Origin of the sequence: Streptomyces luteolifulvus, assembly GCF_008806595.1 — a bacterium.
GTDB classification, from domain to species: Bacteria; Actinomycetota; Actinomycetes; order Streptomycetales; family Streptomycetaceae; genus Streptomyces; species Streptomyces luteolifulvus.
In genome coordinates this window covers 312803-337409 of sequence record NZ_VZRB01000004.1, presented here as the reverse complement: position 1 = coordinate 337409, position 24607 = coordinate 312803, and the positions used below count along the sequence as shown (strand labels likewise).

At 72.5% G+C, this 24607-nt stretch carries 21 protein-coding genes; 6 read left to right on the top strand and 15 right to left on the bottom strand.

Features of this window, described 5'->3' with window-relative positions; translation table 11 throughout:
• Positions 1–63 precede the first annotated feature (63 nt).
• The 10 genes from F7R91_RS08540 to F7R91_RS08495 all read right to left on the bottom strand — a co-directional run bounded on the left by F7R91_RS08540 (position 64) and on the right by F7R91_RS08495 (position 12047).
• Positions 64–690, bottom strand: a complete 627-nt coding sequence (locus F7R91_RS08540; RefSeq protein ID WP_150946147.1) for a hypothetical protein — start codon at positions 688–690, stop codon at positions 64–66.
• Complete coding sequence (locus F7R91_RS08535) at positions 656–1486, bottom strand: FkbM family methyltransferase (RefSeq protein WP_150946145.1); 831 nt, start codon at positions 1484–1486, stop codon at positions 656–658. The genes F7R91_RS08540 and F7R91_RS08535 overlap by 35 nt, the downstream gene beginning before the upstream one ends.
• Positions 1483–1707: a Trm112 family protein gene (locus F7R91_RS08530; RefSeq protein ID WP_150946143.1), complete on the bottom strand. Its 225-nt coding sequence runs from the start codon at positions 1705–1707 to the stop codon at positions 1483–1485. Before F7R91_RS08530 ends, F7R91_RS08535 begins: the two co-directional genes overlap by 4 nt.
• Entirely contained in the window at positions 1704–2615 is a 912-nt protein-coding gene (locus tag F7R91_RS08525; protein ID WP_150946141.1) for a hypothetical protein, read from the bottom strand. Before F7R91_RS08525 ends, F7R91_RS08530 begins: the two co-directional genes overlap by 4 nt.
• Before the next feature lie 24 nt (positions 2616–2639).
• Positions 2640–3377, bottom strand: coding sequence for a class I SAM-dependent methyltransferase (locus tag F7R91_RS08520; protein WP_150946139.1), 738 nt, complete (start codon positions 3375–3377; stop codon positions 2640–2642).
• Positions 3374–4741 carry a condensation protein gene (locus tag F7R91_RS08515; RefSeq protein WP_150946137.1) on the bottom strand — a complete coding sequence of 456 codons (1368 nt, stop codon included), beginning with the start codon at positions 4739–4741 and terminating at the stop codon, positions 3374–3376. Before F7R91_RS08515 ends, F7R91_RS08520 begins: the two co-directional genes overlap by 4 nt.
• Positions 4738–8886: an alpha-(1->3)-arabinofuranosyltransferase domain-containing protein gene (locus F7R91_RS08510; RefSeq protein ID WP_150946273.1), complete on the bottom strand. Its 4149-nt coding sequence runs from the start codon at positions 8884–8886 to the stop codon at positions 4738–4740. The genes F7R91_RS08515 and F7R91_RS08510 overlap by 4 nt, the downstream gene beginning before the upstream one ends.
• Complete coding sequence (locus tag F7R91_RS08505) at positions 8883–9668, bottom strand: class I SAM-dependent methyltransferase (RefSeq protein WP_408056017.1); 786 nt, start codon at positions 9666–9668, stop codon at positions 8883–8885. The genes F7R91_RS08510 and F7R91_RS08505 overlap by 4 nt, the downstream gene beginning before the upstream one ends.
• Positions 9669–9712: 44 nt before the next feature.
• Positions 9713–10861 carry a glycosyltransferase family 4 protein gene (locus tag F7R91_RS08500; protein ID WP_150946135.1) on the bottom strand — a complete coding sequence of 383 codons (1149 nt, stop codon included), beginning with the start codon at positions 10859–10861 and terminating at the stop codon, positions 9713–9715.
• A 196-nt stretch (positions 10862–11057) separates the two neighbouring features.
• Positions 11058–12047, bottom strand: coding sequence for a DUF3068 domain-containing protein (locus F7R91_RS08495; protein WP_150946133.1), 990 nt, complete (start codon positions 12045–12047; stop codon positions 11058–11060).
• Between the two features lie 164 nt (positions 12048–12211).
• Between F7R91_RS08495 and F7R91_RS41915 the strand changes: the two genes are divergently transcribed.
• The 4 genes from F7R91_RS41915 to F7R91_RS08480 all read left to right on the top strand — a co-directional run bounded on the left by F7R91_RS41915 (position 12212) and on the right by F7R91_RS08480 (position 15408).
• A complete protein-coding gene (locus F7R91_RS41915; protein ID WP_191971404.1) occupies positions 12212–12364 on the top strand; it encodes a hypothetical protein in 153 nt (50 codons plus the stop codon).
• Positions 12365–12406: 42 nt separating this feature from the next.
• Positions 12407–13639 carry a helix-turn-helix domain-containing protein gene (locus F7R91_RS08490; RefSeq protein WP_150946269.1) on the top strand — a complete coding sequence of 411 codons (1233 nt, stop codon included), beginning with the start codon at positions 12407–12409 and terminating at the stop codon, positions 13637–13639.
• Positions 13640–13789: 150 nt separating this feature from the next.
• Complete coding sequence (locus F7R91_RS08485; protein WP_150946131.1) at positions 13790–14563, top strand: IclR family transcriptional regulator; 774 nt, start codon at positions 13790–13792, stop codon at positions 14561–14563.
• Complete coding sequence (locus tag F7R91_RS08480; RefSeq protein WP_150946129.1) at positions 14560–15408, top strand: SMP-30/gluconolactonase/LRE family protein; 849 nt, start codon at positions 14560–14562, stop codon at positions 15406–15408. The genes F7R91_RS08485 and F7R91_RS08480 overlap by 4 nt, the downstream gene beginning before the upstream one ends.
• A gap of 49 nt (positions 15409–15457) precedes the next feature.
• Here the strand turns inward: F7R91_RS08480 and F7R91_RS08475 are convergent, their stop codons facing one another.
• The 5 genes from F7R91_RS08475 to F7R91_RS08455 all read right to left on the bottom strand — a co-directional run bounded on the left by F7R91_RS08475 (position 15458) and on the right by F7R91_RS08455 (position 23074).
• The gene (locus tag F7R91_RS08475) at positions 15458–16852 is read right to left on the bottom strand and encodes an FAD-dependent oxidoreductase (RefSeq protein WP_150946126.1); all 1395 of its coding nucleotides are present in this window, start codon (positions 16850–16852) and stop codon (positions 15458–15460) included.
• On the bottom strand, positions 16849–18120 hold the full coding sequence (locus F7R91_RS08470) for an MAB_1171c family putative transporter (RefSeq protein ID WP_225320569.1): 1272 nt from the start codon (positions 18118–18120) through the stop codon (positions 16849–16851). Before F7R91_RS08470 ends, F7R91_RS08475 begins: the two co-directional genes overlap by 4 nt.
• Positions 18117–18722: a toxin-antitoxin system, toxin component family protein gene (locus F7R91_RS08465; protein ID WP_191971403.1), complete on the bottom strand. Its 606-nt coding sequence runs from the start codon at positions 18720–18722 to the stop codon at positions 18117–18119. The genes F7R91_RS08470 and F7R91_RS08465 overlap by 4 nt, the downstream gene beginning before the upstream one ends.
• A gap of 130 nt (positions 18723–18852) precedes the next feature.
• Entirely contained in the window at positions 18853–19995 is a 1143-nt protein-coding gene (locus F7R91_RS08460; RefSeq protein WP_150946124.1) for a ligand-binding sensor domain-containing protein, read from the bottom strand.
• A 100-nt stretch (positions 19996–20095) separates the two neighbouring features.
• The gene (locus F7R91_RS08455; RefSeq protein WP_150946122.1) at positions 20096–23074 is read right to left on the bottom strand and encodes a glycoside hydrolase family 35 protein; all 2979 of its coding nucleotides are present in this window, start codon (positions 23072–23074) and stop codon (positions 20096–20098) included.
• 107 nt (positions 23075–23181) lie between these two features.
• On the opposite strand from F7R91_RS08455, the gene F7R91_RS08450 reads away from it, so the two are divergent.
• The gene (locus tag F7R91_RS08450; RefSeq protein ID WP_150946120.1) at positions 23182–23640 is read left to right on the top strand and encodes an RrF2 family transcriptional regulator; all 459 of its coding nucleotides are present in this window, start codon (positions 23182–23184) and stop codon (positions 23638–23640) included.
• Between the two features lie 235 nt (positions 23641–23875).
• Entirely contained in the window at positions 23876–24529 is a 654-nt protein-coding gene (locus F7R91_RS08445; protein WP_150946118.1) for a DUF4360 domain-containing protein, read from the top strand.
• Positions 24530–24607: the final 78 nt, after the last annotated feature.

Sequence of the window (24607 nt, the reverse complement as noted above, 5' to 3'; positions counted from 1 at the left end):
ACGACGCCGACGATCAGTACCACGGCAGAACTCTCCTGCGCCACGGCAGAACTCTCCTGTGCCTCAGAACGGGAGAGTGTCCGGCCCGCCCGGTTCCGCCACTGCCACCCGCTGCAGCAACCCCCACGTGAACTCCACCACCACCTCCCGCCGCACCCCCTCCCGGTCCGGGGCCGTCAGAGCCAGGCCCCAGCGGGTCGGGGCCGTGCCCTCCAGGGGGCGGGCCGGCGGGAAGGCGTGGGCTGCCTCGTCGACCGTGCAGGACCAGGGGGTGAGGTCTTCCAGGGTGTGCAGTTCGGGGGCGGGGGCGCCGGGGGCGCGGACCAGCCATTCGTTCCAGACCGTGCCGTTCGGGGCGACCAGTACCTCGAAGCGCAGGTCCGGCCAGAGGGGGAGGGACCACTGCCAGGCCTCGCACTCCAGGTCGCCGATCTTGCGCGGGGTTTCCGACTCCGGCCTGCCGAGGACCGAGCGGTAGCGGGACGCCGCGGCTCGGGCGCGTGGGGAGCGGACCATCGCCTGCCAGCGTTTGTTCGCCTCGCGCAGGTCCGCGATCGAGGCGTCCAGTTCGCGGCGGGCGTCCTCCACCAGGCCGGGGTTGTGGTCGGCCATGCGGCGCAGGAGGACGAGTTGGAAGTCACGGGGGGTGAAAGGGCTAGCGGGGGGTTTTCCGGAGGGCATGGGGACCATGGTTGCGCACGGCGTGCCGGCCCGGGCGGCGGCCGTCCGGGAGGAACAGGACCGAGTTGACGTAGCGCGGGCCCCGGCCGAAGGGCAGGATGCGGCGCAGCAGACCGTGGGATGCCACGTATGCGGCCCGCTCCTGGTGCGCCTCCAGCGGGAAGGCCGCCAGCGGGACCCAGTTGTCACCCGGCAGGACCCAGCCCTTGTAGCCCAGGAGCGACAGGTAGGTCACGACCGGGGCTATGGGCCCGATCCGGGACTCCAGCTCGACGAAGAGGGCCGGGCGGTCGCGGGCCAGGAGTGCCGTGGCGCCCCGCAGCACCGCCAGCTCGCTGCCGTCCACGTCGACCTTGATGAAGCCGACGTCGCGCAGCCCGAGATCGTCGAGCGTGATGCGGGGCACGTGCAGGGCGTGGCCGTGGATGTCGCGGCGGACCAGGGACGACACGCCCCGGTCGCCCGTGTCGCCCGGTGGGAGCCAGAGGCGGGCCGTGCCGGGCCGGTCCGCGGCGGCGGCCTGGATCACCCGGACGTTCGCCGGGGCCGCGGCGGTCAGGAGACGGGCGAGATGGGGGACCGGCTCGACGGTCACCACCTGGCGTGCCCGTCCGGACAGGCGCTTCGTCCACGGGCCGTACCAGCCGCCGACGTCCACGGCCGTGCCGCAGCCGGCCGGGCAGAGCTCGCCGAGCCGGGCCAGTTCGGGTTCGAAGCGGGGGTAGACGGCTCTCGCGGCCGCGGCGACCAGGCGCACGGGCAGGAGAGGGGCGATACGGGCGGCCACAGTGGTGCGGGTCGTCATGGGGACATCCGCTTCAGCAGTTCCTCGTGCTCGTCGTCCGAGACCTGCTCCCCCGAGGACGGCAGCAGCTGGGGGATGCCGTCGACGATGGGGTAGCGGCGGTGCAGCCGCGGGTTGTACAGGCCCTCGGCCATCGCCGGCCCGTCCGGGACGAGAAGGTGCAGCGGGCCCTTGTCGAGCGGGCAGGCCAGGATTTTCAGCAGTGGGTCGTCGGCGTTCACGGTGGTGTCAACTCCTTGGCGCCTATGGGGGGTTGAGGGGCGGCGGCGCGATCGTGCTTGGGCATGGTCAGCAGCACGGTCACGGCGAGCGTGGTGCCCGCGAGGCGCAGGGCCAGCCGCAGCGGGTCCTGCGGCAGGGCCTCGCCGAACGAGAGCGTGCCGAGCACGGCCGTGAACAGACAGGTCACCGTCGTGCACACCGGCACGATCAGCGAGGCCCGGCAGCGTTGCAGCGCCGCCTGCGACATGACCAGGCCGAACGCTCCGGTGAACAGCAGGAGATACGGGTACGGGGAGCGCAGCACACCCAGCAGCGCACCGCCCACATTCCCGGCGGACAGGTAGGTGGAGACCCCCTTGATGGCGAGCGAGCTGACGCCGTAGAGCAGGCCCACGGCCACGCCGTACTCGATGCCCGTGGTCGGCAGCCGGTGGCGGTTGCGGGTGCGGCGCTCGGCGGAGCCGTACAGCCACACGCCCGCCGCCAGCGACGGCACGCACACCAGCAGGATCAGCGGGTACGGGGCGTCGCTGCCGGCCCGGTCCGCGCCCTCCCGCAGCGACAGCACGACCATCAGCAGCGCGGCGAGGATCGCGGCCAGCGCGTACCGCTCGCGGCCGGTGGTCTCCTCGCCCAGCAGCCGGGCGGAGAGCAGGACGAGCAGGACCAGGCCGGAGACGAAGATGCCCTGCGCGGCGGCGATCGGCAGGGTGTGGTAGACGGCGAGCTGCGCGCCGAACCCCGCGGCCAGCGCGAGCGAGCCTCCGAGCCACAGCGGGCTGCGCAGGACGAGCCCGAGCAGCCGGGCGGGTTGCCGGATGCTCACTTCCGGCAGGGCCGCGAGGGCCCGTTTCTCCAGCACGAATCCGGTGCTGTACAGGACGTTCGCCAGAAGGGCCGCGGTCACTCCCCACCACATGGGCGACGCCCCCTAGGTCTTTCGCGCGTGCAGCAGCAGGATCGAGGCGAGCGGTGGTCTGGCGCAGGCCAGGCGGTCCAGCACCCGCAGCGGCCGCGGTACGCCGTGGAAGGGGGCGCCTTCGAGCCGTACGACCTCGAAGCCTGCCGCGGCGACGAACTCCCGCAGCGCGCGGGCCGTGTAGAGCCGCAGGTGTCCGACGACCTCCCGGCCCGGCCGGCCGTGGATCGCGCGCAGACTGACCTCGGAGAAGACGGGCTGGACACCGGCCAGCAGCAGGGCGCGGTTGTACCAGGCGGCCAGGTTCGGGGTGGACAGCATGAGGTGGCCGCCCGGACGCAGGACGCGGCGGATCTCGTCGAGCGCGGCGTCGGGGTCGACGAGGTGCTCGATCACCTCGCTGAACAGCACGGCGTCCGCGCACGCCGACCTGAACGGCAGTGCCCCGTCGGCGAGTTCGCCGCGGACGGCGTACGGGACACGGGTGCGGGCGCGGCGCAGCGCGTCCAGGGACCAGTCGACGCCGACGAGCCGGTGGCCGGGCAGCAGCGGGGCGGCGGTGGCGGCGGCGCTGCCGTCGCCGCAGCCGATGTCGAGGATCGTGCGCGTCGTGCCGGTGTCGGGGCCGAGGGCGGCGGCCAGCATGCGCGCCTGGCGGAGGCTGCGGGGGGTGCCGGAGGCGACGGGGACGGCGGGGTCCTCGTAGAAGTCGCGCAGACCGGAGCGCTTGACGGGAGTGGTGGTCGTCATGGGGTCGCTTCCGTCGTGTGCAGACAGTGCTCGAAGAGGTCACGGAGGTGGGCGCCGTCGCCGTGGCTGAGCAGGGCGCGCGACCAGCGCAGGGCGAGGTGGAGGCGGCCCGCGGTGGAGGCGGTGGTGACCGTGAGGCCGCGGGGCATCCGGGCGGGCGCCGAGAACCACACCGCGTGCGCGCGGCCGGCCTCCTCGCCGAAGTCCAGCGCGTACGGGATACGGCCGATGTTGCTGAGCAGCGTGGTGGACGTCCAGGGCGCGGCGGCGCGGCGCAGGCCCCGGGTGAGCGCGGCCCGCCAGGCGACGGGCGTGACGGGTGCGGTGAGGAGGGCGGCGCCGTGGCCGAGCTGGGGGCGGGGCTGGGACTTGAGGGCGCGGGTCCGGGTCGCCGTGCGCTGCAGCAGGGACGGCATGTCGTCGCAGGCGTGGCTCAACTCGTCGGGGGTGAAGGTGACTTCGACCAGTCGGGTGCCGTTGCCGATGGGCATGGTGGTGTCGCGGGGGCGGTCGTCGACGGGCATGGTGATGCGCAGCGGGCGGGGGCGGGCGCCGTGCTCCCTGTTCCAGTGGGCGATCATCAGCGCGGTGGTGACCATGAGCTGGTCGTTCACGGTGTAGGGGGAGCCCTTGGGGCGGTGGGGGAGGGGGAGTTCGGCGACGAGGAGACCGTTGCCCGGGGAGGGTTCGGGGGTGCCGTGGGCGACTCTCGCGGGCGGGGACCAGTTGGAGGGGGTGCCGTCCAGGGGCTGTGCGCGGTCGGGGGTGCGGGTGGGGGGTGCGGCGGGGGAGTTGTCCCTGCCGCTGTACAGCTCCGCGGCGGTGGCCAGGACGCGGAGGCAGGCGGGACCGTCGAGGGCGGTGTGGTTGATGGTGAGGAAGAGAACGGTTCCGTCGCCCGCCGGCTGCGAGTCGTCCGGTGCGAGCGCACTGCGTGCAAGCACCTCACCGACCGCGTCCGTCGCCTCGCTCCCCTCCACCGGTCCCGTGCATCCCTCCACCACCTCCAGCCGTATCGGCGGCGAGAGGGACAGGGGTGGGGCCTCGACCAGGGCTCGTGTTCTTGCGTCCCGCAGTGCGTTCGGGCCCGGCGGTGGGAAGCTCACCACCTCCACGTCCGGCTCCGCGGTCAGCTCCCACTCGTAGCGGCGCCGGTACCAGCCGCCCGGGGCCTCCCGCATGAGGATGCGTGGATGCCGGTGCAGTGCCTCCATGAAGGCCTTGCGAAGGCGGTGCGGGTCGAGGCGGCCGGGGAGGTGGATCTCGATGTGGACGGTCTCCGGTTCCTCCTCCTGGAGGCAGTGCCGGGCCACCTCGTCCACCACCGGGAACGGGACGCGTACCGGACGCTCCGCCGTGGTCATGTCTCCTCACCCTTCCCGTCGGGTTCCGGCTCCGGCTCCCGCACGCTCACCACCCCCGCGAACAGCCCGATCAGCGCCAGCAGTTGGGCCGTGTGCCCGAACGCCCCCCCGCCCGCGGCCACCGGCTCCCCGGCGCCCGTCGCCGCCGCGATCCCCGCTCCCGCAAGGGCGGCGAACGCGATCGGTACGAGCAGGGCGTGCCGCCGGTGGGCGAGCACGGCGAGGGCCGGGACCAGCAGGGCGAACCATCCGGCGATCACCGCGGCGACCAGCGTGAGCGCCACCGTGCCGAGCCACAGGCCCGGCGCCGGCGGGACCGGCTGCGGCTCGTCGGGGTTGGGTGCGCGCCGCCGCCACAGGACGAGGCCCACCAGGGCGGCCAGTCCCACTCCGCTGCCGATCAGCCCGGCGTCGTACGTCGTCGAGGGCTCGTACGTGAGCTTGATCGTGCCGCCCGCCCCGGCCGGGATCCGCCAGCCCTGCTGCCAGCCGTCCAGCCGCAGCGGGGTGAGCTCCGTGCCGTTCAGCGTCGCCCGCCAGCCGTCGTTGTAGTTCTCGTACGTCGTCAGATAGGCGGCCGCGCCGGAGCCGACCGACACCTCGCGGAGGTCGCCGAGCCAGTCCCGTATCCGCAGCTCGCGGTTGAGCGCGGTGGGCTCCGTGACCGTCCCGCGGGTCAGCGTCACGTCCGTGACGGTGAGCGGGCCGGCGTCGCCCGCCTCGACCCGGTGCGCACCGGAGGCCAGCTCCAGCCCGGTGTCGGCACGGCCTTCCTGGCAGACCGTCACCTGTACCGGCCGGCGCTCCGTCAGGTCCCGTACGGTCCCCTTCACACGCGTCTCGTACAGCTCGCCGTCGACCGCCAGCACGGGCCCCTGCCCGCAGGGCAGCGAGAACGGGCGGGTGCCCGAGGGCTGCGGGGTGCGGTACTGGTCGAGGGCCGGGAGGTAGGCCTCGGTGAGGCCCACGGGCAGCCGCAGGTCCTCGTCGGCGACCGGGTTGTGCAGGGTCAGCGGCGCCGTCTGGGTGATCGTGATGTCGAGACGGTCGGTGGTGATCGGGTCGAAGCGGACCACGCCGTTCTCGTCGGCTCCGGCGATCGTGGCGCCGTCCGGGGAGCTGATGTGCACCTCGACGGGGCGGGTCGACAGACCGCCTGCGGGCGCCAGCACCACTTCGCCGACCGGCTGTTTGCCGTTCCAGCTCAGATGGATCGTCGGGCGGTCGCCCGCGACCCACGCGGTCGTCAGGTCGCCGTCGGTGAGGTTGCGCGCCGACAGGCCCGCGCCGAGGCGCGCCGTCGAGTCCGCGGTCGCGACGATCCGGTTCTGCTGGTCGGGCGCGACCTCGTACAGCAGCTTGTCGAGTTCCTCGCCCGGGACGGGCACGGCGCTCGCCGAGATCTCGTACGTCCCCGCCGTGGCCGTAGCGAAGCGGCGGTGCAGGCCCGCCTCGGTGCCCGTCGCCAAGAGGCCGGTCGGGTCGGGCGTGCGGTGCAGCGAGACGACCGCGGCGGCGGCCTGCGTGTCGTCCGCGTCGGCGGGCAGCCGCAGCAGGCGGGTCACCTGGACGTCCGGCAGGCCGATCTCGGAGAAGCCCGCGCCGGTCAGGCCCGTGCGGCGGGCCACGGAGTCGGTGATCGTCAGCTTCATCCAACTCGTGGTGCCGGCCGGGGCCTTGATGGTCTGGGCCATGCCGTTGGGTTCGAGGGAGCTGGTCACGGAACCCTTCTGGGTCTCCACCCGCACCTCGGTCGCCGCCGACCGCACGCTCTCCTGCGGCAGCGGGACGACCTTGAACGACGACGGCATGTCGTACGGGCCGTCGGCGAAGGCGATCCGCAGCCACTGGCCGTTCGCCGGACCCGGCGCGCCCTCCGCCCACGCCGTGGCCGGATTGCCGTCGAAGGCGTTCACCGGGTCGAACTGCGGGAGATGGAAGAGCCAGTTGCCGTACGAGGACGCCGTGACCGAGCGGGCGCCGCGCAGTTCGGCGACCGTCTGATGGTCGATGCCCTTGGTCGGCAGGATCTGGTGCGGCTTCTTGCCGGCGTCCTGCGCGGCGTCCGGCGCGTTGCGTTCGTCGCGGGTGTACGGATACGAGGTGTTGGCGCCCACCAGCCCGAACCGTGTGTCCGCGCGGCGCAGCCCGTCGCCGACGACCTGGAGCGGCGGTGAGCCGACCCCGGGGTGGTTGTCGCCGGTCAGCACGGTGGGCCGGCCGCGGAGTTCGGTCGCCAGCGGCAGCAGGGCCTCGGGGCCGCCGGAGACGACGGCCGTGTCGGCGACCGGCGCGAGCCCGGCCTGCCCGGGGCGCGGTGTGTCGGCGGGCGGCTGGTAGATCTCCACCGCCCGCTGCCGCGGGTAGAGCCCCTCGACCTGGAGCGGGGTGTCGTCGGCGATCCTGCCGCCGGTCGTCACCGGGCCGAGACCCTTTGTGCGGACGTATCCCGACTGTTCCAGGGTCCGTTTCACGGTCGTGGTCGGGGTGGTGCCGATCTGATCCGGGTCGAGGTCGTTGCGGACGACGACGTAGTGGATGCCGGCGCGGCTCAAGTAGTGGGCGAGGCCCGGGACTTCGGCGCCGCTGCCGAGCGCCTGCTCGACCGCGTCCATCGCGCGCCGGTTGCCGGGGGTGCCGAAGGGGACGTAGTCGCGCTGCGCCCAGCGGGAGTCGGCGAGGACGTCCAGGGGCTGGTCGACGGGGGAACCCCAGGTGTAGAGGCCGTGCGCGGTGGCCGGGACGACCAGGGCGCGGGAGTCGGGCGAGTACTTCTCCAGCCAGTCCGCCGTGGCCTGCCAGTACTTGGGGAGCTCCTGGAACGAGCCCGGGTTGAGGATCGAGCCGTTGAGATACGGCCACAGCAGCCCCGGCAGGACCAGCACCGCCGCGAGCAGCGGGGCGAGGCGGCGGCCGCGCACCGGGCGGGCCCCGCGCGGCTCGGCGGCCACGCCGACCAGATGGGCGAGGCCCAGGACGAGCGCGAGGGCGAGACCCACCTGGAACTTGTAGATGTTGCGGAACGGAACGAGCCAGCCGTCCAGCCAGTCCTGTGCGACGCCGTGGAAGGGGGCGCCGAACGCGCCGCCGTACCCGGCGAGCAGGACGAGGGCGACCGTCACCACGGTCAGCACCAGCCAGCGGCGCTCGGGCATGTCCCGTCTGGCCAGGCCCGCGAGGCCGAGCCCGGCCGCGAGCGCCGAACACACGATCACGATCACCGAGGACGCGACCGTCCAGCCGGCCGGCAGCCAGGCCTCACCGAAGTGCAGATAGGCGACCCAGTTGCCGGCGCCGCGCAGCGCCTCCGTCGTCGACATGGTCTCCGTCGTGGTCTGCGCGTTCTCTATGTACGGCAGGAAGTTCTCGCCGTACACGCCGAGCAGCAGCAGCGGGATCCACCACCAGGCCGTCGCCACGATCACGCCCGGCGCCCACCAGGCGATCAGCTTGCGCTGCCGCGGGCCGGGCGGGCGGGAGAGCAGATAGAGGCCGGCCGGAAGCAGGGCGGCCAGCGTCGAGGCCGCGTTGACTCCCCCCATGAACGGGACGATCAGCGCCGAGCGCAGCGCCGCGATCCGTGCGCTGTAGCGCTCGTCGGCCAGCGGCAGCAGCACCCAGGGCAGGAAGGCGCCGGGCAGCGCGGCGGCCGACGTGGAGCCGACGACGATGGTGAACACCGGCCACAGCGCGTACGTCCCGGCCGCGAGCAGCCGGGACGTGCCGCTGCCGATGCGCAGCCGCTCGGCGAGCCGCAGCGCACCCCAGAACGCGACCGACACCACCAGCGACAGCCACAGCCGCTCCGTCAGCCACACCGGCAGGCGCAGGGCGACCTCGCCCAGCCAGTAGAACGGCAGCATCGGCCACAGATAGCCGACGTACTGGTCCTGTATCCCGCCGAAGGACCCGCGGTCGTGCCACAACTGGCCGAGGTCGGACAGGAACTGGCCCGGGTCGACGGTGACGCCGAGCTTGGTGTCGAAGGTCTGCCGGCCCGGGTGCACGACCAGGAAGAGCACGAACACCACGGCCCAGAACCCCAGCAGCCAGCGTCGTGATCGCGGGCCCTCCTCAGGGCCCGACAACGCCGCGGTGGTGGCAGCGGCTGACGGAGGAGGGGTCTGGACCGTGGACGTGGTCATGGTGGACACCGCCGGAGGATGAGGAGAAGGTTCCAGGTGGCGACCTCGCGGATACCGGGCGCCTTGACGACGGTCTCCGCGAGGAACGGCCAGTAGCGGGAGCGCGCCGAGACGACCGTGACGTCGTCCCGGGCGCGCACCCGCCGCAGGGTGGGCCCGATGTGCACGGCGAACAGGTTCTCGCCGAGGGTGTGCTTGGCGGGCCTTCCGGTACGGCGCCGGTAGCGGGCGCGGGCCCGCTCGGCACCCAGGTAGTGCCAGGGCGCCCACTCGTGACCGCCCCACGGGGACAGCCAGTTCGTGAACGACACATAGATCAGCCCGCCGGGCCGGGTCACCCGAGCGAGCTCGCTGAGGAAGGTCTGCGGATCCGCCACGTGCTCCAGCACGTTGGAGGAGAAGGCGACGTCGGCGACGCCGTCGCGCAGGGGCAGCAGATAGCCGTCGGCGATCACCGTTCCGTCGGGCGGCTTCCCTCCCAGCTCGCGTACGTCCGGCTCGAAGAGGTGGGCCTCGGCGCCTCTGCGCCGGAACTCCTCGGTGAAGTAGCCGCTGCCGCCGCCGACGTCCACCACCGTGCGGCCGGCGACGGGACCGTCGTACGCCTCGACCTGATCGACGGCGTCCCGGGCGAGCAGCGTGTAGCAGGCCTCCGGGTCGTCCTGCTCACGCAGGAAGGCACGGAAGAGGGCGAGGGAGCGGGAAAGGGACGGATCCTTGATTCTCGCGGCCGCCGAAGTGCCCCGAAAGGGGCGCGGGGAACTGCGCGACCAGCCACTCACAACCCGCAGTCGCGCGGCGACCTCACCGACACGGCGCCTGGGCGTCACGTCAACCAGCCCTTCACCGCCTCGGCGGCAACCGCACGGAACTGCCGCACCGTCCCCTCCCAGCGATACCGCGCCGCATGGTCCCGCGCCGCCTTGCCCATCAGCTCGCGGCGGTGGTTCGACAGGGCCAGCGTGCACCAGGCCGCCGCGAAGGAGGACTCGCCCCGGGCGAGGACACCTGTCTCGCCGTCCACGACGGAGTCACGCAGCCCGGGTACGTCGAAGGCGATCGCCGGGGTCTCCCGCGCGGCCGCCTCGGTGACCACCAGGCCCCAGCCCTCCACGGCCGAGGGATGCAGCAGCAGCCAGGCCTCGCACAGCAGCCGGTGCTTCTCCGCCTCGGACACATGGCCGGTGAACTCCACGTCGGGGCCCGCGAGTTGTTCCAGACGTTCCCGTTCCGGGCCGTCCCCGACGATCAGCAGCCGGCCGCCGGTCACCGGCCGCACCCGCTCCCACAGTCGCAGTAGCAGGTCGATCCGCTTGTACTCGACGAGCCGCCCCACCGCCACGAACAGCGGTTCGGCCGAGCGGTCGGCACGCGGGCCCGGTTCCTCCACGCCGTTGTGCACGACCCGGATGCGCTCCCGCTCGACACCGATCCCGCGCAGCGCGTGGGCGGTCGAGGGCGAGACGGCGACCAGCAGACCGCGCTGCTGCGCACCGGTCAGCGCCCAGTGTTCAAATCTTCGGCCGATGCGTGCGGCCGGGGTCAGCGGGCCGCCGAACCGCATTCTCCACAGGTCCGTGTGGACGTGGTTGACCAGGCAGAGGGTGGGGCCTCGGTGCCACAGGGGCGCGAGATACGGCACCCCGTTGCACACCTCGACCAGCAGGTCGCAGTCGCCGACCTGGCGGGTGAAGGCAGAGCGGGCGCGCAGGTAGTGGCCCAGCTCGCCGCCCGCCGAGACGACGCGGTAGTCGCGGTAGGCCGCGGGGCCGCCGCACAGCAGGGTCACCTGGTGGCCGAGCCGGGTCAGTCCGTCGGCCAGCCGGTCCACCAGCAGTTCGGAGCCGCCGGCGGCGGGATTGTCCAGATCACGATGGGCGAGGAAAACGATTCGGCGCGGAGCGGACGGCGCCGGAGGGTGCTGCGGCGCCCGGGGAGAGGCGGCGCGCAGCGAGGACGGCACGTGCTGGGGCATGGGTGCTCCAACTCGTCTCGGGGTGCGGAACTCAGCGTGGGGGTGGGTGGCGCGTTCCTGTGGGGATTGAGGATTTCTTGCGAGGCGGGTGTGGGCGGGCTGTGCTCGGGTGGGGTTGGACAGTTTTCAGCCCACGCGTTCGTCACGGCTACTCACCGAGGTGACAATTTTCGGCTTTATTAGAGCTGACGTCACGTCACATCATGACGGGCACCTGGGAAGTATCGGGTGTTTCGGTCGTATCGGGGCGCTGTCGTCCCCGTACCACCAAAACGCCCCCCACCACCGCCAGGACGAATCCGGTCACAGCCGCACCGATCGGCAGAGTCTCCCCCACCATGCGCAGTTGGCCGCTGTCCCGCTTCGCCAGTTGCACGGCCTTCTTCTGGGTTTCCGTGGTGAAGGCGATCTTCGAGCTGTCGAGCAGCACCACCGCGTCCTTCTTCGCCCCGGGCGCCCGCAGCGTCCGCTTCGGGCCGGTCTGTGCGTAGAGCACCCGGCCGGTGCGCTGGTCCACGACCAGATCGAGACCGTGGTTGGCGTACCACTCCTCGGCGAGCACCTGCGGCCGGTCCGGCAGGCCGACGACGGCGCCCGGCACCAGCCGGGTGCCGGCCTTCGCCGGCGCGACCATGCCGGTGAACCGGTAACCCGTGTACCCCTGGACCTTCCTGGTGCCCCGGTAGTGCAACGTGACCGTCGAGCCAAGGGAGTTGTCCCACCACTGGTAGGAGCGTTTGTGCACGTCGAACGGGAACTTCAGATACGCCTCGCCCTCGATGTACGGGGTCTCCCCGCAGCAGTGCACCGGCTTGGTCGTCCTGCGGTCCATGACCCAGCGGTGCGGGACGAAGTCCAGCGCGTCGTGCGGATCGGCCGCCGGCAGGGTCTTGTCGGTGTCGACGGTGGTGGTCACGTCCCACACGGCGGCCCTGCCGCTGCGCTCGCTGTCCTCCACGTCGCCCCGCACCTTCTGGGTGACGGTGATGCGCTGGTCGGGCACGGTCTCGACCTGCTCGGTGTCGAAGACGCTGCCCGTGCCGCGGTAGACGGCGGTGATGTCGATGTCGATGGGGTTCACGGCGGCTCGCGGCTTCACGTACCAGGCGAGCAGCGGAGCCAGGACCAGCATAAACGTGCCGAGGCCCAGCAGGATGAGGGACAGGGGGGAGGCTGTACGGCGCATCCGGGCACTCCAGAGGCGTGAGATGACGGAGTTCGGGCCGCTCTATGGGCCGGGAACCGTAGGCGCCCCTTGACTCAGTGTCAATGTCTGCCGAGACTGGGCCGGACGGGCAGGGCGGGGCACGGGGTGGGGATCGACCTCCGCACAGAGAGGCTGACCCTGCGATGTCCAGACTGTTCGCCGCCGCGCTCACCATGGCGCTGGCCGCCGCCCTCGCCGTGGGCGCCGCGCTCGGCGTCGTCGCGCTGCTGGAAGCAAAGCCCGACCAGCCGAACACTCCCATGATCACGTACGAGCAGACCGGCCAGGGGAGTTGACCCGTGGCCGGCCGCAGGGGCGCGCCGGAGGCGGATCGCCCCATCCAGGTCCGCCCGGCAGCCGCCGCCCCCCGCTCCGCGTGGCTCGACGTGCCCCGGCTCCAGGTGCGCCGGTTCGCCGCGATCGCGATGGCCGAGGTGCCCGAACTCGCCGAGGAGATCCTGCGCGAGATCCGCCGCGAGTACCCGCATCTGCCCGACGTCCTCGACGAGTCGGGCGAGCCGATGGCGCTGGTCGGCATCCGCCGGGCGATCGAGGTCTTCGTCCAGCACCTGGAGACCGCGGAGGGCCGACCGACCGTACCGCCCGGCGTCTTCCAGGAGTTCGGCCGCGGCGAGGGCCTCAACGGGCGCAGCCTCGACTCGCTCCAGGCGATCTACCGCATGGGCGTACGGCTGGCCTGGCGCCGTTTCGCCGACATCGGCCAGCGGGTCGAGATCCCGCCGCCCGCGATGTACGAACTGGTCGACGCGGGCTACGAGTACCTCGACGGACTGGTCGACCAGTCCGTGCGCGGCTACGCCGAGGCGGCGGCCAGACAGGCCGGGGAACGGCTGCGGCTGCAACGCCGGCTGATGGAGCTCCTGCTCGCCGAACACCACCGGGGCGACCCGGCCGACGCGCTCACCGAACGGGCCGCCCGCGTCGGCTGGCAGCTGCCGAGGAAGGTCGCGGTGGGCGTACTGCTGCGCCCGGCGCGGGAGGCGATGGCACCCGCGGTGGGGCAGGGCGTGCTGCTCGACATGGAGTACGAGCAGCCCCGCATGGTCGTGCCCGAGCCGGACACCGGCGGACGCCCCGAACTGCTGCACCGGGCACTCGGCGGCTGGACGGGCGCGCTAGGGCCGCCGGTGCCGCTGGCCGACGCGGCGAAGTCGCTGCGGTGGGCCGAGGCCGCCGTACATCTCATGGAGCGGGGGCTGCTGCCGGCCGGGGAGGTGCTGTACTGCACCGAGCACACCGAGGCGCTGGTGCTGCTTCAGCCCGAGGAGCTGATCGACGACCTGGCGCTGCGCTGTCTCGCGCCGCTCGCCCACTGCGGGCCCACGCACGGGCGACGCCTCGCTCAGACCCTGCTGGCGTGGCTGGAGACCCGCGGCGGGGCACCCGAGGTGGCCGCCCGGCTCGGCGTGCATCCGCAGACCGTCCGCTACCGACTGCGGCAGATCCGTGAACTGTGGGGCGACGAGATCGACGACCCCGACCGCCGCTTCGAACTGGAACTGGTCCTGCGGGCGCACCGTCTGCGCGGTGTGCTGGGATCGCCGTCCTGACCCAGGGGGTGTCGTACCGCGGCTTCACAGGGCGGTGTGCGCAGGCCCATTGCCCGGGGAAAAGCGTTGTGACAGCCTGTGTTCGTCATGCCGATCGCCTGTTGAAATTTCGAACAAAGGCGCCGAATACCACAAGGGAGGGGGCCGGAAGTGGGACGCCTCGTACCAGCCGTGACCCGGGCTCTCGACATCCTCGAGCTCTTCCTCGACGGGGACGGGACGCTCTCCGCCCCCGACATCGTGCGCAAGCTCCAGCTCCCGCGCACCACCGTGCACGAACTCGTCACCACGCTGGCCGCCCGGTCGTACATCGTCCCGGTGCCCGGCCAGCCCGGACGCTACCGGCTCGGGGTACGCCCGTACCAGCTCGGCAGCCGGTACGCCGAGCAGCTCGACCTCGCCGCCGAGGGCCAGCAGGTCGCCCGCGCGGTCGCCGAGACCTGCGACGAGACCGTGCACGTGGCGATCCTCGAAGGCACCGACGTCATCTACATCGCCAAGGTCGACTCCACGCACGCCGTGCGCATGGTCTCCGCGGCCGGGCGCCGGCTGCCCGCCCACTGCACCTCCGTCGGCAAGATGCTGCTCGCCTCCCTCCCGGAGCCGGAGCTCGCCTCGCGCATCCCGGACGACCCCGAGCTGGTCGCCATGACCCCCAACAGCATCACGGACCCGGCCGCCCTGCGCGAGGCCCTTGCCGGGATCCGGCGGCGCGGCATCGCCGTGGAGAGCCGCGAGTCCAACCCGGACGTCTCCTGTGTGGCCGCCCCGGTGCACGACCGCACCGGCAAGGTGGTCGCGGCGCTGTCCATCTCCGTGCCCATGATCCGCTGGAGCGAGGAGCGCCGTACCGAACTCGAACAGCTCGCCGCCAAGGGGGCCGCCGAGCTGTCGGAGCGGCTCGGGCACCGGGGCGCCGCATGACGGCTCACGAGGTGGCGGTCCGCGCGGAGGCGGCCCTCGGCGAGGGCCCGACCTGGGACGCGGACGCCGGGCGGCTCATCTGGATCGACATCCTCGGCTCCCGCGTGCACACCTACGATCCGGCCTCCGGGCGCCGTACCGTCCGGGTCACCGAGCAGCACGTCGGCGCGGCCAAGCCGCGGGCCGGTGGCGGGCTCGTCCTCAACCTCCGGGACGGGGTCGGTCTGCTGGACCCCGACGGGTCCTTCCGCTGGCTGCACCACGAGCCCGTGCCCGGCCGTCGCGCCAACGACGCCGCCGTCGCGCCCGACGGCTCCCTGTGGGCCGGCACCATGCGCTACGACGAGGCGCCGGGCGGCGGCACGCTGTCCCGTGTCACCGGTGACGGCTCGGTCCGCGTCGTCCTCGACGACGTCGCCGTGAGCAACGGCACGGGGTGGAGCCCCGACGGGCGGCTGATGTACTACATCGACTCGCCGACGCGACGCCTCGACGTCTTCGGCTACGACGCCGACGGGGGCGTCGTCGACCGACGCACCCTCGTCGAGATCGAGGAGGGCTCGGGCTTTCCCGACGGGCTGACCGTCGATGCGGACGGGTGTGTGTGGGTGGCCCTGTGGGACGGGGGTGCGGTGCGGCGCTACACGCCGGCGGGGGAGCTGGACCGGGTGATCGAGCTGCCGGTGCCACGGGTCACTGCGTGTGCGTTCGGTGGGGCGGACCTCCGTGACCTGTACATCACCACGGCCCGTACCGGGCTGTCGGATCCGCATCCGGTGGCGGGGTCGCTGCTGGTGGTTCCGGGCGCGGGAAAGGGGCTGGCGTCACCGGCGTTTGCGGGCTGAGCGGGGTTTCTGCATCGCCCCGGCGGCACGACTGCCGGCACCCGACGGTTCACCTCAGCCCCGCCACCTTGAGCTCCTCCGCCGTCAGCGGCGGAGCCGTCAGCGGGGGCTTCAGGGGGCCCACCAGGGCGCCCAATAGCACTCGTGGGGCCAGGAGTACCTGCGCGCCCCGTTCCAGGGACATCACGTCCGTCACCTTCCGCGCGATCCGGCCGTTGCCCGTCGAGGTGAGGGTCAGCCGGTCGACGTATCTCGCCAGCAGCCGTTCGCGGCGCGTAGGGCCCGACTCCGTCGCGCCGGGGAAGAACACGTCCTGGCCGACCGCGAGGTCCCACGCCGCCCCGACCGGCCGGGCCACCGCCTTCTGGATACGCCGGGCCAGCCCCGGCGAACCCCACCCATGACGCCGTACGACGTCCCGCAGCGCCACCGCGCCCAGCGCGGCCACCGACATCCCGTGCCCGTACACCGGGTTGAACGCGGCGACCGCGTCACCGAGGACGGCGAAGTTCTCCGGCCACAGCGGCATCCGCTCGTAATAGTGGCGGCGGTTGGCGGTCGACCGGGTGAAGGCCACGTCGGTCAGCGGCGCGGCCTGAGCGATCAGTTCGGCGACGATCGGGTGCCGGAGCTCCTCGCGGGCGTACCGGTCGAAGTCGGCGGTGTCGGCGGACGGTTCGCCGCCGCGGGTGCCGAGCAGGGTGATGAGCCACTGCCCGTTCTCGACGGGCAGCAGGACGCCTCCCCGGCCGGGCCCCCCGGAGCGCGGATCCGCCATCACATTGACGACCGGGAACCCGTCCCGGGCGGCCTCCGGCGCGCGGTACAGACGGCTCGCGTACGCCAGCCCCGAGTCGACCTCCCGCCGCTCGGGGGCCGGCAGTCCGAGATCCGTCAGCCACTGCACGGCCCGGGACGCGCGCCCCGTGGCGTCGACGAACAGGTCGGCTGCGAGGGTGCGTTCGGCGTCGTCGTGCGCGCGGATGCGCACCCCGGTGACGGCGCCGTCCCTGCCGTCGAGCCCGAGCACCTCGGCCCGGTCGACCAGCTCCACCCGGTCGTCCGCCAGCACCTGCGCCCGTACGGTCGCGTCCAGGAGGTCCCGGCCGCACAGCAGCATGAAGTGCGACTCGGCCCAGCGCCGGTACCAGCCCTTCGGCGAGAGCGCCACCATGTCCGTGGTGATGGGCAGCCGGTGCGCGCCCGCCTCCCGCAACCGCCCCGTGACGCCCGGCAGCAGCTCCTCCAGGGCCCGCGCACCGCCCGACCACATCTGGTGGACGTGCCGGGCCTGCGGCAGCCCCTTGCGCGGCTCGGGGCCGGTCGGCAGCGCGTCGCGCTCGACGACGGTGACACGGTCGGCGACCGAGGCCAGTGCAGCGGCGGCGAGCATGCCGGCGAGGGAACCGCCGAGAACGACGGCGGTGGTGGGGCGTTGGCTCATGGACGGGCACGCTCTCTGCTGCGGTCACTCATGTCGGGCACGCTGTCGGCCGGGGCGGCCGCACGGGCGCGCACCGCCGAGATCTCTTCGGGGTGGCGCAGGGCCCTGGACACGGCTGCGATCTCCTGCAGCAGATCCGTGGTGTCGGGGTCGCCGCTGCCGTCCCCGTCGGGCGAGGACCGCTTGGCGTCCACGGCGTCCTGGACGGACACGGCGGCCGCGAGCGCCTTCGCCCGTCCGGGCTCGAAACCGAGGGCGAGCGCGGCGTCGTACGACCGCTGCCGCTGCTCCTCGTCGATGTGCCGGGCCAGGGGCAGCAGGACGTCGCGGATGAACGTCTCACGGCGGATCAGGCGCAGTTCCCACGTGGCGCGCAGGACGAAGGGGACGCCGCTGCCGTTGACGGTCCGCATCAGCACGTACAGGGGCCGCAGTTCCTTGTGGGCGAGCCGGACGCGCCAGCGCTCGTGCAGGTACTGGCCGGCGTGCGGGAGGATGAAGCCCACCGCGATCAGGATGGCGGACAGAGCGGCGACCGGCGGGGCCAGGGACGTGCTCAGCCAGTCCAGGTCGTGGCCCGTCCAGCGGGCGACGACGGCGGTGAGCTTGGCGCCGTCGAAGATCAGGTTCATCGCGTAGCCGACGCCCAGCGACTTCAGACCCCAGCGCAGCCAGGCGTCGAGCCCGTCGGTGCGCACCCAGTTCCAGATCAGCCGGGAGGTGATCAGGACGGCCACGGTGTGCGCGAGCAGGTAGAGCAGGATCTCCTCGCGCATGAAGGGCGTGGACGCGTAGTAGGTGTCCAGGTCCTGCCGTCGCTCGACCGGCGCGTCCGCGAGGACGAACAGCACCCACAACGCGACGATCACGCCCGAGTACAGGGTGATGACCCAGCTCATGGCACGGCGGGTGGCCGCCGTGCGGTCGGACAGGCCGTTGCGCCAGGCGATGATCAGCAGCAGACAGGACCCGCAGAACGCGGTCAGCAGGGAGTACACCAGGGGAGCCGCGATGTTCGGCACCCCCGTGACCCGGTTGGTCCAGGCGATCGTGGCGGGCGCCGCGAACACGAACACGGAGCAGGCGAGCAGCAGCAGTCCGCCGACCGCGCGCAGCAGCGGGTCCTTCCACAGCCGGACGATGGTCGGCAACTTGATCACCAGGGCGGAGGTGAGGACCGCGGCCGGGATCCAGAAGGAGATGTAGAACTCGTCGAGGAGTCCGGCGGGGTTGAGCGCCAGCTCGAAGGAGCCGTGAGCGTGTGTCACCGCGTCGTCCCTCCGTGTCCGCGATAGCCGAGGGCCCGCTGCAGGGGGTCGAGGGGGGCGTCGGCGCCCGCCCCGGACAGCAGGGGCCGGAAGACGGTGGCGAGGCGGTGGCCGAAGTCGTCGGCCTCGGCCTCGTCCTGCTTGCGGGAACCGTCACGGGCGGCCACGGTGAGCGCGAGTTCTTTCCAGCCCGGCTGGCCGGCGAATGCGTGGGCAGCCGCGGTGCCGGCCCCGTGGTGGTGGACGTGTCCCGCGTGCATGTGCCACAACTCGTGGCCGAGTATGACCAGTTGCTGCACGGCCTCGGCCCGCTCCTCCACGATGACGAGGTCGAAGTCCTGGAACTCGACCCACAGTCCGGTGACTTCGATCTCGTCCGGGAACCGTTCGAAGCGCAGTTCGAGGGGCCGCCCGCCGCGCCGCACGCTCATCTCCTCGCAGAGCGCCAGGCACAGTTCGCGCACATCCCCCGGCGGGCGGGATCTGGCCCGCAGGGACGCCGCCAGGTCGGCCGACAGACGGCGCATCGCGGAGCCGCTCCGCGAGCGCCGCAGCGTCGCGGCGAGCCGGGCCGCCGTCTTCCGCGCGCCCGCGATGTCCATCGCTTCCCCCAGTCCAAGTCACCGCCGTACAGCAGGCTGTTTGAGACTACGCGTCCGGATGTGTTCGCGTCATGTGATCGGGCGACCGTTGTTCAACCGGGAACGATCGCCGTCTTTCGCTCCGGGGGCGTCACTGTTCGATGCGCACCTGCGCGGGCGGGTACGGCGACGAGGACGTCGTGCCGACGGCCCAGTAGCCGCCCGAACCGGGCACCGGGGCAAGGGCGTTGAGCAGGACCGGAGTCGTGGCGGCCGGGCCGCGCTCGCTCACCCAGCTGCCGTCGTCCCACCGCAGGTGGTGCGCGCGGGTCTGGTCCCAGAAGTCCCAGCCGGCGATACGGTCGGGCTCGCCCCGGGCGTCGGCGACGATCCCGGTCAGCATGCCGACGGTGAACGGCGTGCCGACATACGTCCATGAGCTGCCGTCCCCGTGCAGCAGCGCCACGCCGGGCGGCTTGCCCACCGGACCTCCGACGCCGTACGCGTAGCCGGTGAGCCAGATGTCGTCGGGGGCGACCGCGAGCAGCCCGGTGACGGTGGCGCGGATGCCGGGGGGTACGGGCAGCTCGGTCCACCTGGTGCCGTCCCAGCGGGCGACGAGACCGGCGTCGTAGACCCAGACGTCCCCGCCGAGTGCGTGGTGCACTCCCGTCGGAGTGACGGCGGTCCCGCTCGCGGGCGCCGGCAGCCACTCCCAGTCGTCGCCGTCGCCGTGCAGCAGCACCGAGCCGTCGCTGTTCCGCCCGGAGATCCAGATGTGCCCGTCGGGGCCGACCGTGACGCCGGTGAGCGCGGTCCCGGGCTGCGCCCGGCCGGGGAAGTCGGCCTCCTGCCAGGTCTCGCCGTCCCAGGCGAGGAGATGCGCGGTGCCGGAGGTGTCGGTGCCGACGGCCCGGGCCGAGCCGGCGCATGTGCCGGCCACGGAGCGCAGGTGACCGCGGAACGTGAGGTGCGTGAGGTCGACGCGGGCCCAGGCCACGCCGTCCTGGACGAGGGCCAGCGGTCGGCCGCGTGTGCTGCCGTTGCGGCCCTCCTCGCCCACGGCCCAGGCGAGGCCGGGCGACGCGGCGGCGACGCCGAGGAGCTGGGCGGCCGGGCCGCACTCCGGGACCGGGACGGCCTGCCAGCTGTGGGGTTCCCCGCTGTCCGGGGCGAGGTGGGCCGGGTGCGCCCCGAAGGCCCCGGGCACCCCGGCTGCCGGGCCGCTCGCCGAGGCGAGCCCCAGCCCGGCCCCGGCACCGAGTAATCCGCTCAGGAAACGCCGTCTGCGCATGAGGTCCCCCTCCGTCTTCGGTGGTTTCGCCGAGGCACCAGGAGGCACCAAGGTGAACCAGCGTGCCGAAGAAGGCAATGCGCGGGGAGGACCGTTCAGGTCAGAGCGGCTTCACCGGCACCCCGCCGGCCGCGCTGCCCAGCAGGGCCAGCCGCACCTTCCCCGGACCCGACGGTGTGGTCCCGTCGGACAGGACGGCCAGCGCCAGTGTGTTGGCACCACGTGTGCGCAGAATCCCGTTCGGCAGGACGAAGGTGTGCTGCGGCCCCACATCGTTGATGTACTGGCCCAGGTTCCAGCCGTTGAGGAAGATCTGGACGCGATAGGCGCGGGACGGGTCGTCCTCCAGAACGAGGCCGACCGAGGCGTCGATGCCGGTGTCCACGGCCAGCCGGAAACTCTTCCGGTACCAGGTCACCCCCTGCCGCCGGTCGTCCTCCCGGGGCAGCTTGACGGCCGCCCAGTCGCCGTCGCCGTACTCCGGCAGATGCCAGCCCTCCCGCTCCCCGTGGAGCCCGCCGTTGTTCAGCGGCCCGCGCACCGGATCGGGTGCCGCCGCGCCCTGAAGCCGCCATCTCACCTTCGGGGAAGCGTCCTTGAAGGTGACCCCGGTCAACCCGCGTGCCGTCTTGTGGGTGTCGAGCGCCTCGCCGTCCTGGTCGTGCTGCATCCGCCGTACCAGGACGGACAGCACGTGGGAGCTGCCCGCGCCCTGCCCGCCGCGCACCTGCGCCGGCACGTCGAAGGTGGCCTCGGCCGCCCAACTGCCCTGCCGTGCGGTGCTCTCGTCCGGGACCGGCATACGGTGCGTGCCCAGCGGCCGCCCGTCCAGCCAGGCCATCAGCATCCCCTGCGTGCCCGTGCTGTAGGCGAGGGACAGGGACTCCACGCCGGCCAGGTCCTGCTGGAAGCGGCCCCGGTACCAGACGTCGCCGTAGTGGAAGCCGTAGTCGTCCGCGAACAGCACGGGCTGCCCCTTGGGCACCGGGGTCGTGCTGTACGAGGTCTTCTTGCCGGCGACCGTCCAGCCCGAGTCGTCGAAGCCGGGCGCCGACTCGGGGTTCCCGTTCTTCCGCCGCCAGCCGCCGTCCAGCGAGGGCAGGGTCACCGGCGCCACGCCGGGCAGCAGTTGAAGGTTCATCAGGCTGCTGGACGCGCTGATCCTGGTCGGCACCACCCTCTGGTTCCAGGTCACCTGGGTGATGCCGCGCGGCCCCCACACCTCGATCCCGGTCGCCGCCTTCGTGTCGCCGGTGAGGTGCACCGTGGAGTCCTGCAGGGAGACCTCGCGCACCAGCGACGGCCCGTACACCAGCACCGTGCCCGACGGGGTGTCGTACGGCCACATCCGCAGCGCGGTGGCGTCGTCGGCGAGAAGGATCAGCAACTGCCGGTCCGATCCGCCGCCGTCGACCAGGATCCGGCTCAGCCCGCCGACGCCCAGCGGCGCGGTGATGCGCAGCAGACCGCGGTCGAAGACCCAGGCGACCTCCGCGTCCAGCCGGGCCGGCGTCGGCTCCTCGGGGCACTCCACCACGATCTGCGCCATCTCGCCGTACCGCCCGGAGAACACGACGATGTCCTGCCGCCCGGCCTTGAGGAACATCGTCGGTTCCACGGTGGCGAACTTCAGCCTGCGGTCCCCGCCCATGGACAGCCCTGTGGCGAGCAGCCGGGCGTCCCGGGCGGGGACCCTGACCGGCACGTCGATGCCGGCGTCCGGCAGCGGGGAGGAGATCGCCTCGTCGGTGTCGTTGCGCACGACGTACACATGGGAGTGGGTGTCGGGGTTGGTCAGGTGGTACACCTTCAGCCGCTCGTCCCCGGCCCTCACCCGCGGCGCCCGGTCCAGCTTCGCGAAGTCCGGCACCCGTTGGAGCATATGCCCCAGCTGGTGCATGGGGGCGAGCTTCGGGGTCGGGTTGCGCGCCTCGTCGAAGGCCGCCCCGTAGTCGTACGACGTGTAGACGACCGGCGCGGGCAGCCAGCCCCACGAGGTGCCGCCGAAGGTCATGTAGACGTTGTGCAGCGTGATCCCGTTGGCGAGGTTGGTGAAGTGGAAGCGCCGCTCGTACGCCGCGTCCCGGGTCCGCCGCGCCTCTGCGTACCCCTTGCCCCGGAACGCCGCCCCGCCCCACGGATCGAACCGGCCGCCCCCGAATTCCGGCAGGAACCCGGGCGTCTTCGGACTGGCCGTCGACCCGCCCTTCGCCCCGCCGGTCCCGAAGTGCCCCCAGTCGGGCGGAGTCCCGTCCGGCGCCGGATACCCGTCGAAGCCGTACAGCCAGCGCCCCTTCTCGCCTCCGGTGTCGAAGGACCCCGGCATCCAGTGCCCGTTCCTGCCCCCGTCGTTGTGGAACAGCGGTACGTCGATCCCGTCCGCCCGCACCTTCCGGTACAAGTGGGACATGTAGGCCCGGCCGGTGGCCTTCGTGGCGTCCGCGTCGTACTCGTTCTCGATCTGGTAGAGCAGGACCGAGCCCTTGCCCCGGGTGAACAGGTGCCGGGCGGCGATGGCGTTCACCTCGGTCAGCCAGGCGTCGACATGCTTCAGATACGTCGGGTCGGCCGTGCGTGCCCGGCCCGCGGTGGCCGCCAGCCAGCCCGGGAAGCCGCCGCCGTCGGTCTCCGCGCCGATGTACGGGCCCGGACGCAGGATCACGTACAGGCCGGTCTCGGTGGCCGTGCGCAGGAACAGGTCCAGGTCGCGGACGCCGGTGAAGTCGTACTCGCCGGGCGCGGGGGAGTGGTAGTTCCAGGCCACGTGGACGCTGACCGCGTTGTAGCCGTGGGCGCGCATCTTCTGCAGCACGTCCCGCCACAGCGACGGGCTCGGCAGCCGGAACGGGTGCATCTCGCCCGACCACAGGACCAGCCGTCTGCCGTCCACCACCAGCGAGTACCGGTCGAAGCCGACCGTGTGCTGCTGCCCGTCGGCGGCCGGCGGGCCCGGCGCGGGACCCGTGGGTGCGGTGTGGGTCGCGTAGGCGCTGTTTCCCCCGGTGCCGCTGCCGCTCAGCGCCAGTCCGAGCGCCGTGGTGCCGGCGAGGGCGCTGAATGTACGTCTGCTGAGCTCCAAGGGAGCGCCTCCTGTACTGCCTGTCCGTTCCGCTGTAAGACGAGTGCCACGTGGGGTCAATGTCGGGTTGGGCCATTGTGCACACTCGGACGCCTCACAATGTCCGTATGAGGATCTCTGCGCGGGCGGACTACGCGGTACGAGCGGTGCTGGAGGTCGCCGTGCGGCAGGGCGGCGGGCCGGTGAAGGCGGAGGCCGTCGCCGCTGCTCAGGGCATCCCGCACAAGTTTTTGGAGGGGATCCTCGGCGATCTGCGGCGCGCCGGTGTCGTCGACAGCCGGCGGGGCGGGGGCGGCGGCTACCGGCTGGCCCGCGATGCGGCGCAGATCACGGTCGCGGACGTGATCCGGGCCGTCGACGGGCCCATCGTCTCGGTGCGCGGCGAGCGTCCGACGGGTCTGGAGTACACCGGGACCGCACAGCCGCTGCTGCCGCTGTGGGTCGCCCTGCGCGCCAATGTGAGAAAGATCCTGGAGGGCGTGACGGTCGCGGACCTCGCGGCGGACGCGCTGCCCGAACCGGTACGGCAACTGGCGGCCGAGCCGGCGGCCTGGGAGAACCCGTGACGGCCGGACCCGTGAGGGCGGAACGCGTGAGGGACGCCACATTCGTGTACCGCCGGTGAGCCTTCGGGCGGTCCCCGTCCGATGTGAAATCCAGGGCTGTGAATGGCCGGAGTTCGCCCTGACCGCCTCCTGCGCGGCTTCCTACGATGCGATCGCCCCTCGGCCTTCACAGGGTTCCCACAGGTTCTCCATGGGCCGGGGGTGCAGCCACCCCCCAACCCCTTTAGGAGAGACCATGACCGGTGGACTCCTGCTGAGCGGTGCGGTCGCCGCTCTCCTCACCACCGCGCTCCCGTCGCGGGCCCCGTCGGGCGGGTGGGAGGACCCGCCCCCGGACAAGATCATCATCAAGATCGCCACGGTGAACGGCTCCGGCTGTCCCCAGGGCACCACGGCAATCGCCGTCTCCGAGGACAACACCGCCTTCACCGTGACCTACAGCGACTATCTCGCCCAGGCCGGCGGCAACTCCGACCCCACCGCGTTCCGCAAGAACTGCCAGCTCAACCTGGTCGTCCACGTCCCGCAGGGCTTCACCTACGCCATCGCCAGCGCCGACTACCGCGGCTTCGCCTCACTCCAGTCCGGCGCGAGCGGCACCCAGCGGGCCTCGTACTACTTCCAGGGCTCCCCGAACACGGCGACCAGGACCCATCCCTTCAGCGGCCCCTACAACGACAACTGGCAGGCCACCGACTCCACCGACTGGGCCCAACTGGTGTGGGCCCCCTGCGGAGTCCAGCGCAACTTCAACATCAACACCGAACTCCGTGTGAACGCCGGCTCGCAGGCCCCCGGCAGGGTGAGCTTCATGACGATGGACTCGACCGACGGGGACATCAGCACGGTGTACCACCTGGCGTGGAAGGAGTGCCCGGACAAGAAGTGACGCACCCGGTCACGTAGTTCCACGGACACCGTGCCTCCGGTCCAGGGCACGACCGGAGGCACGGTGTCACGGCGGGTG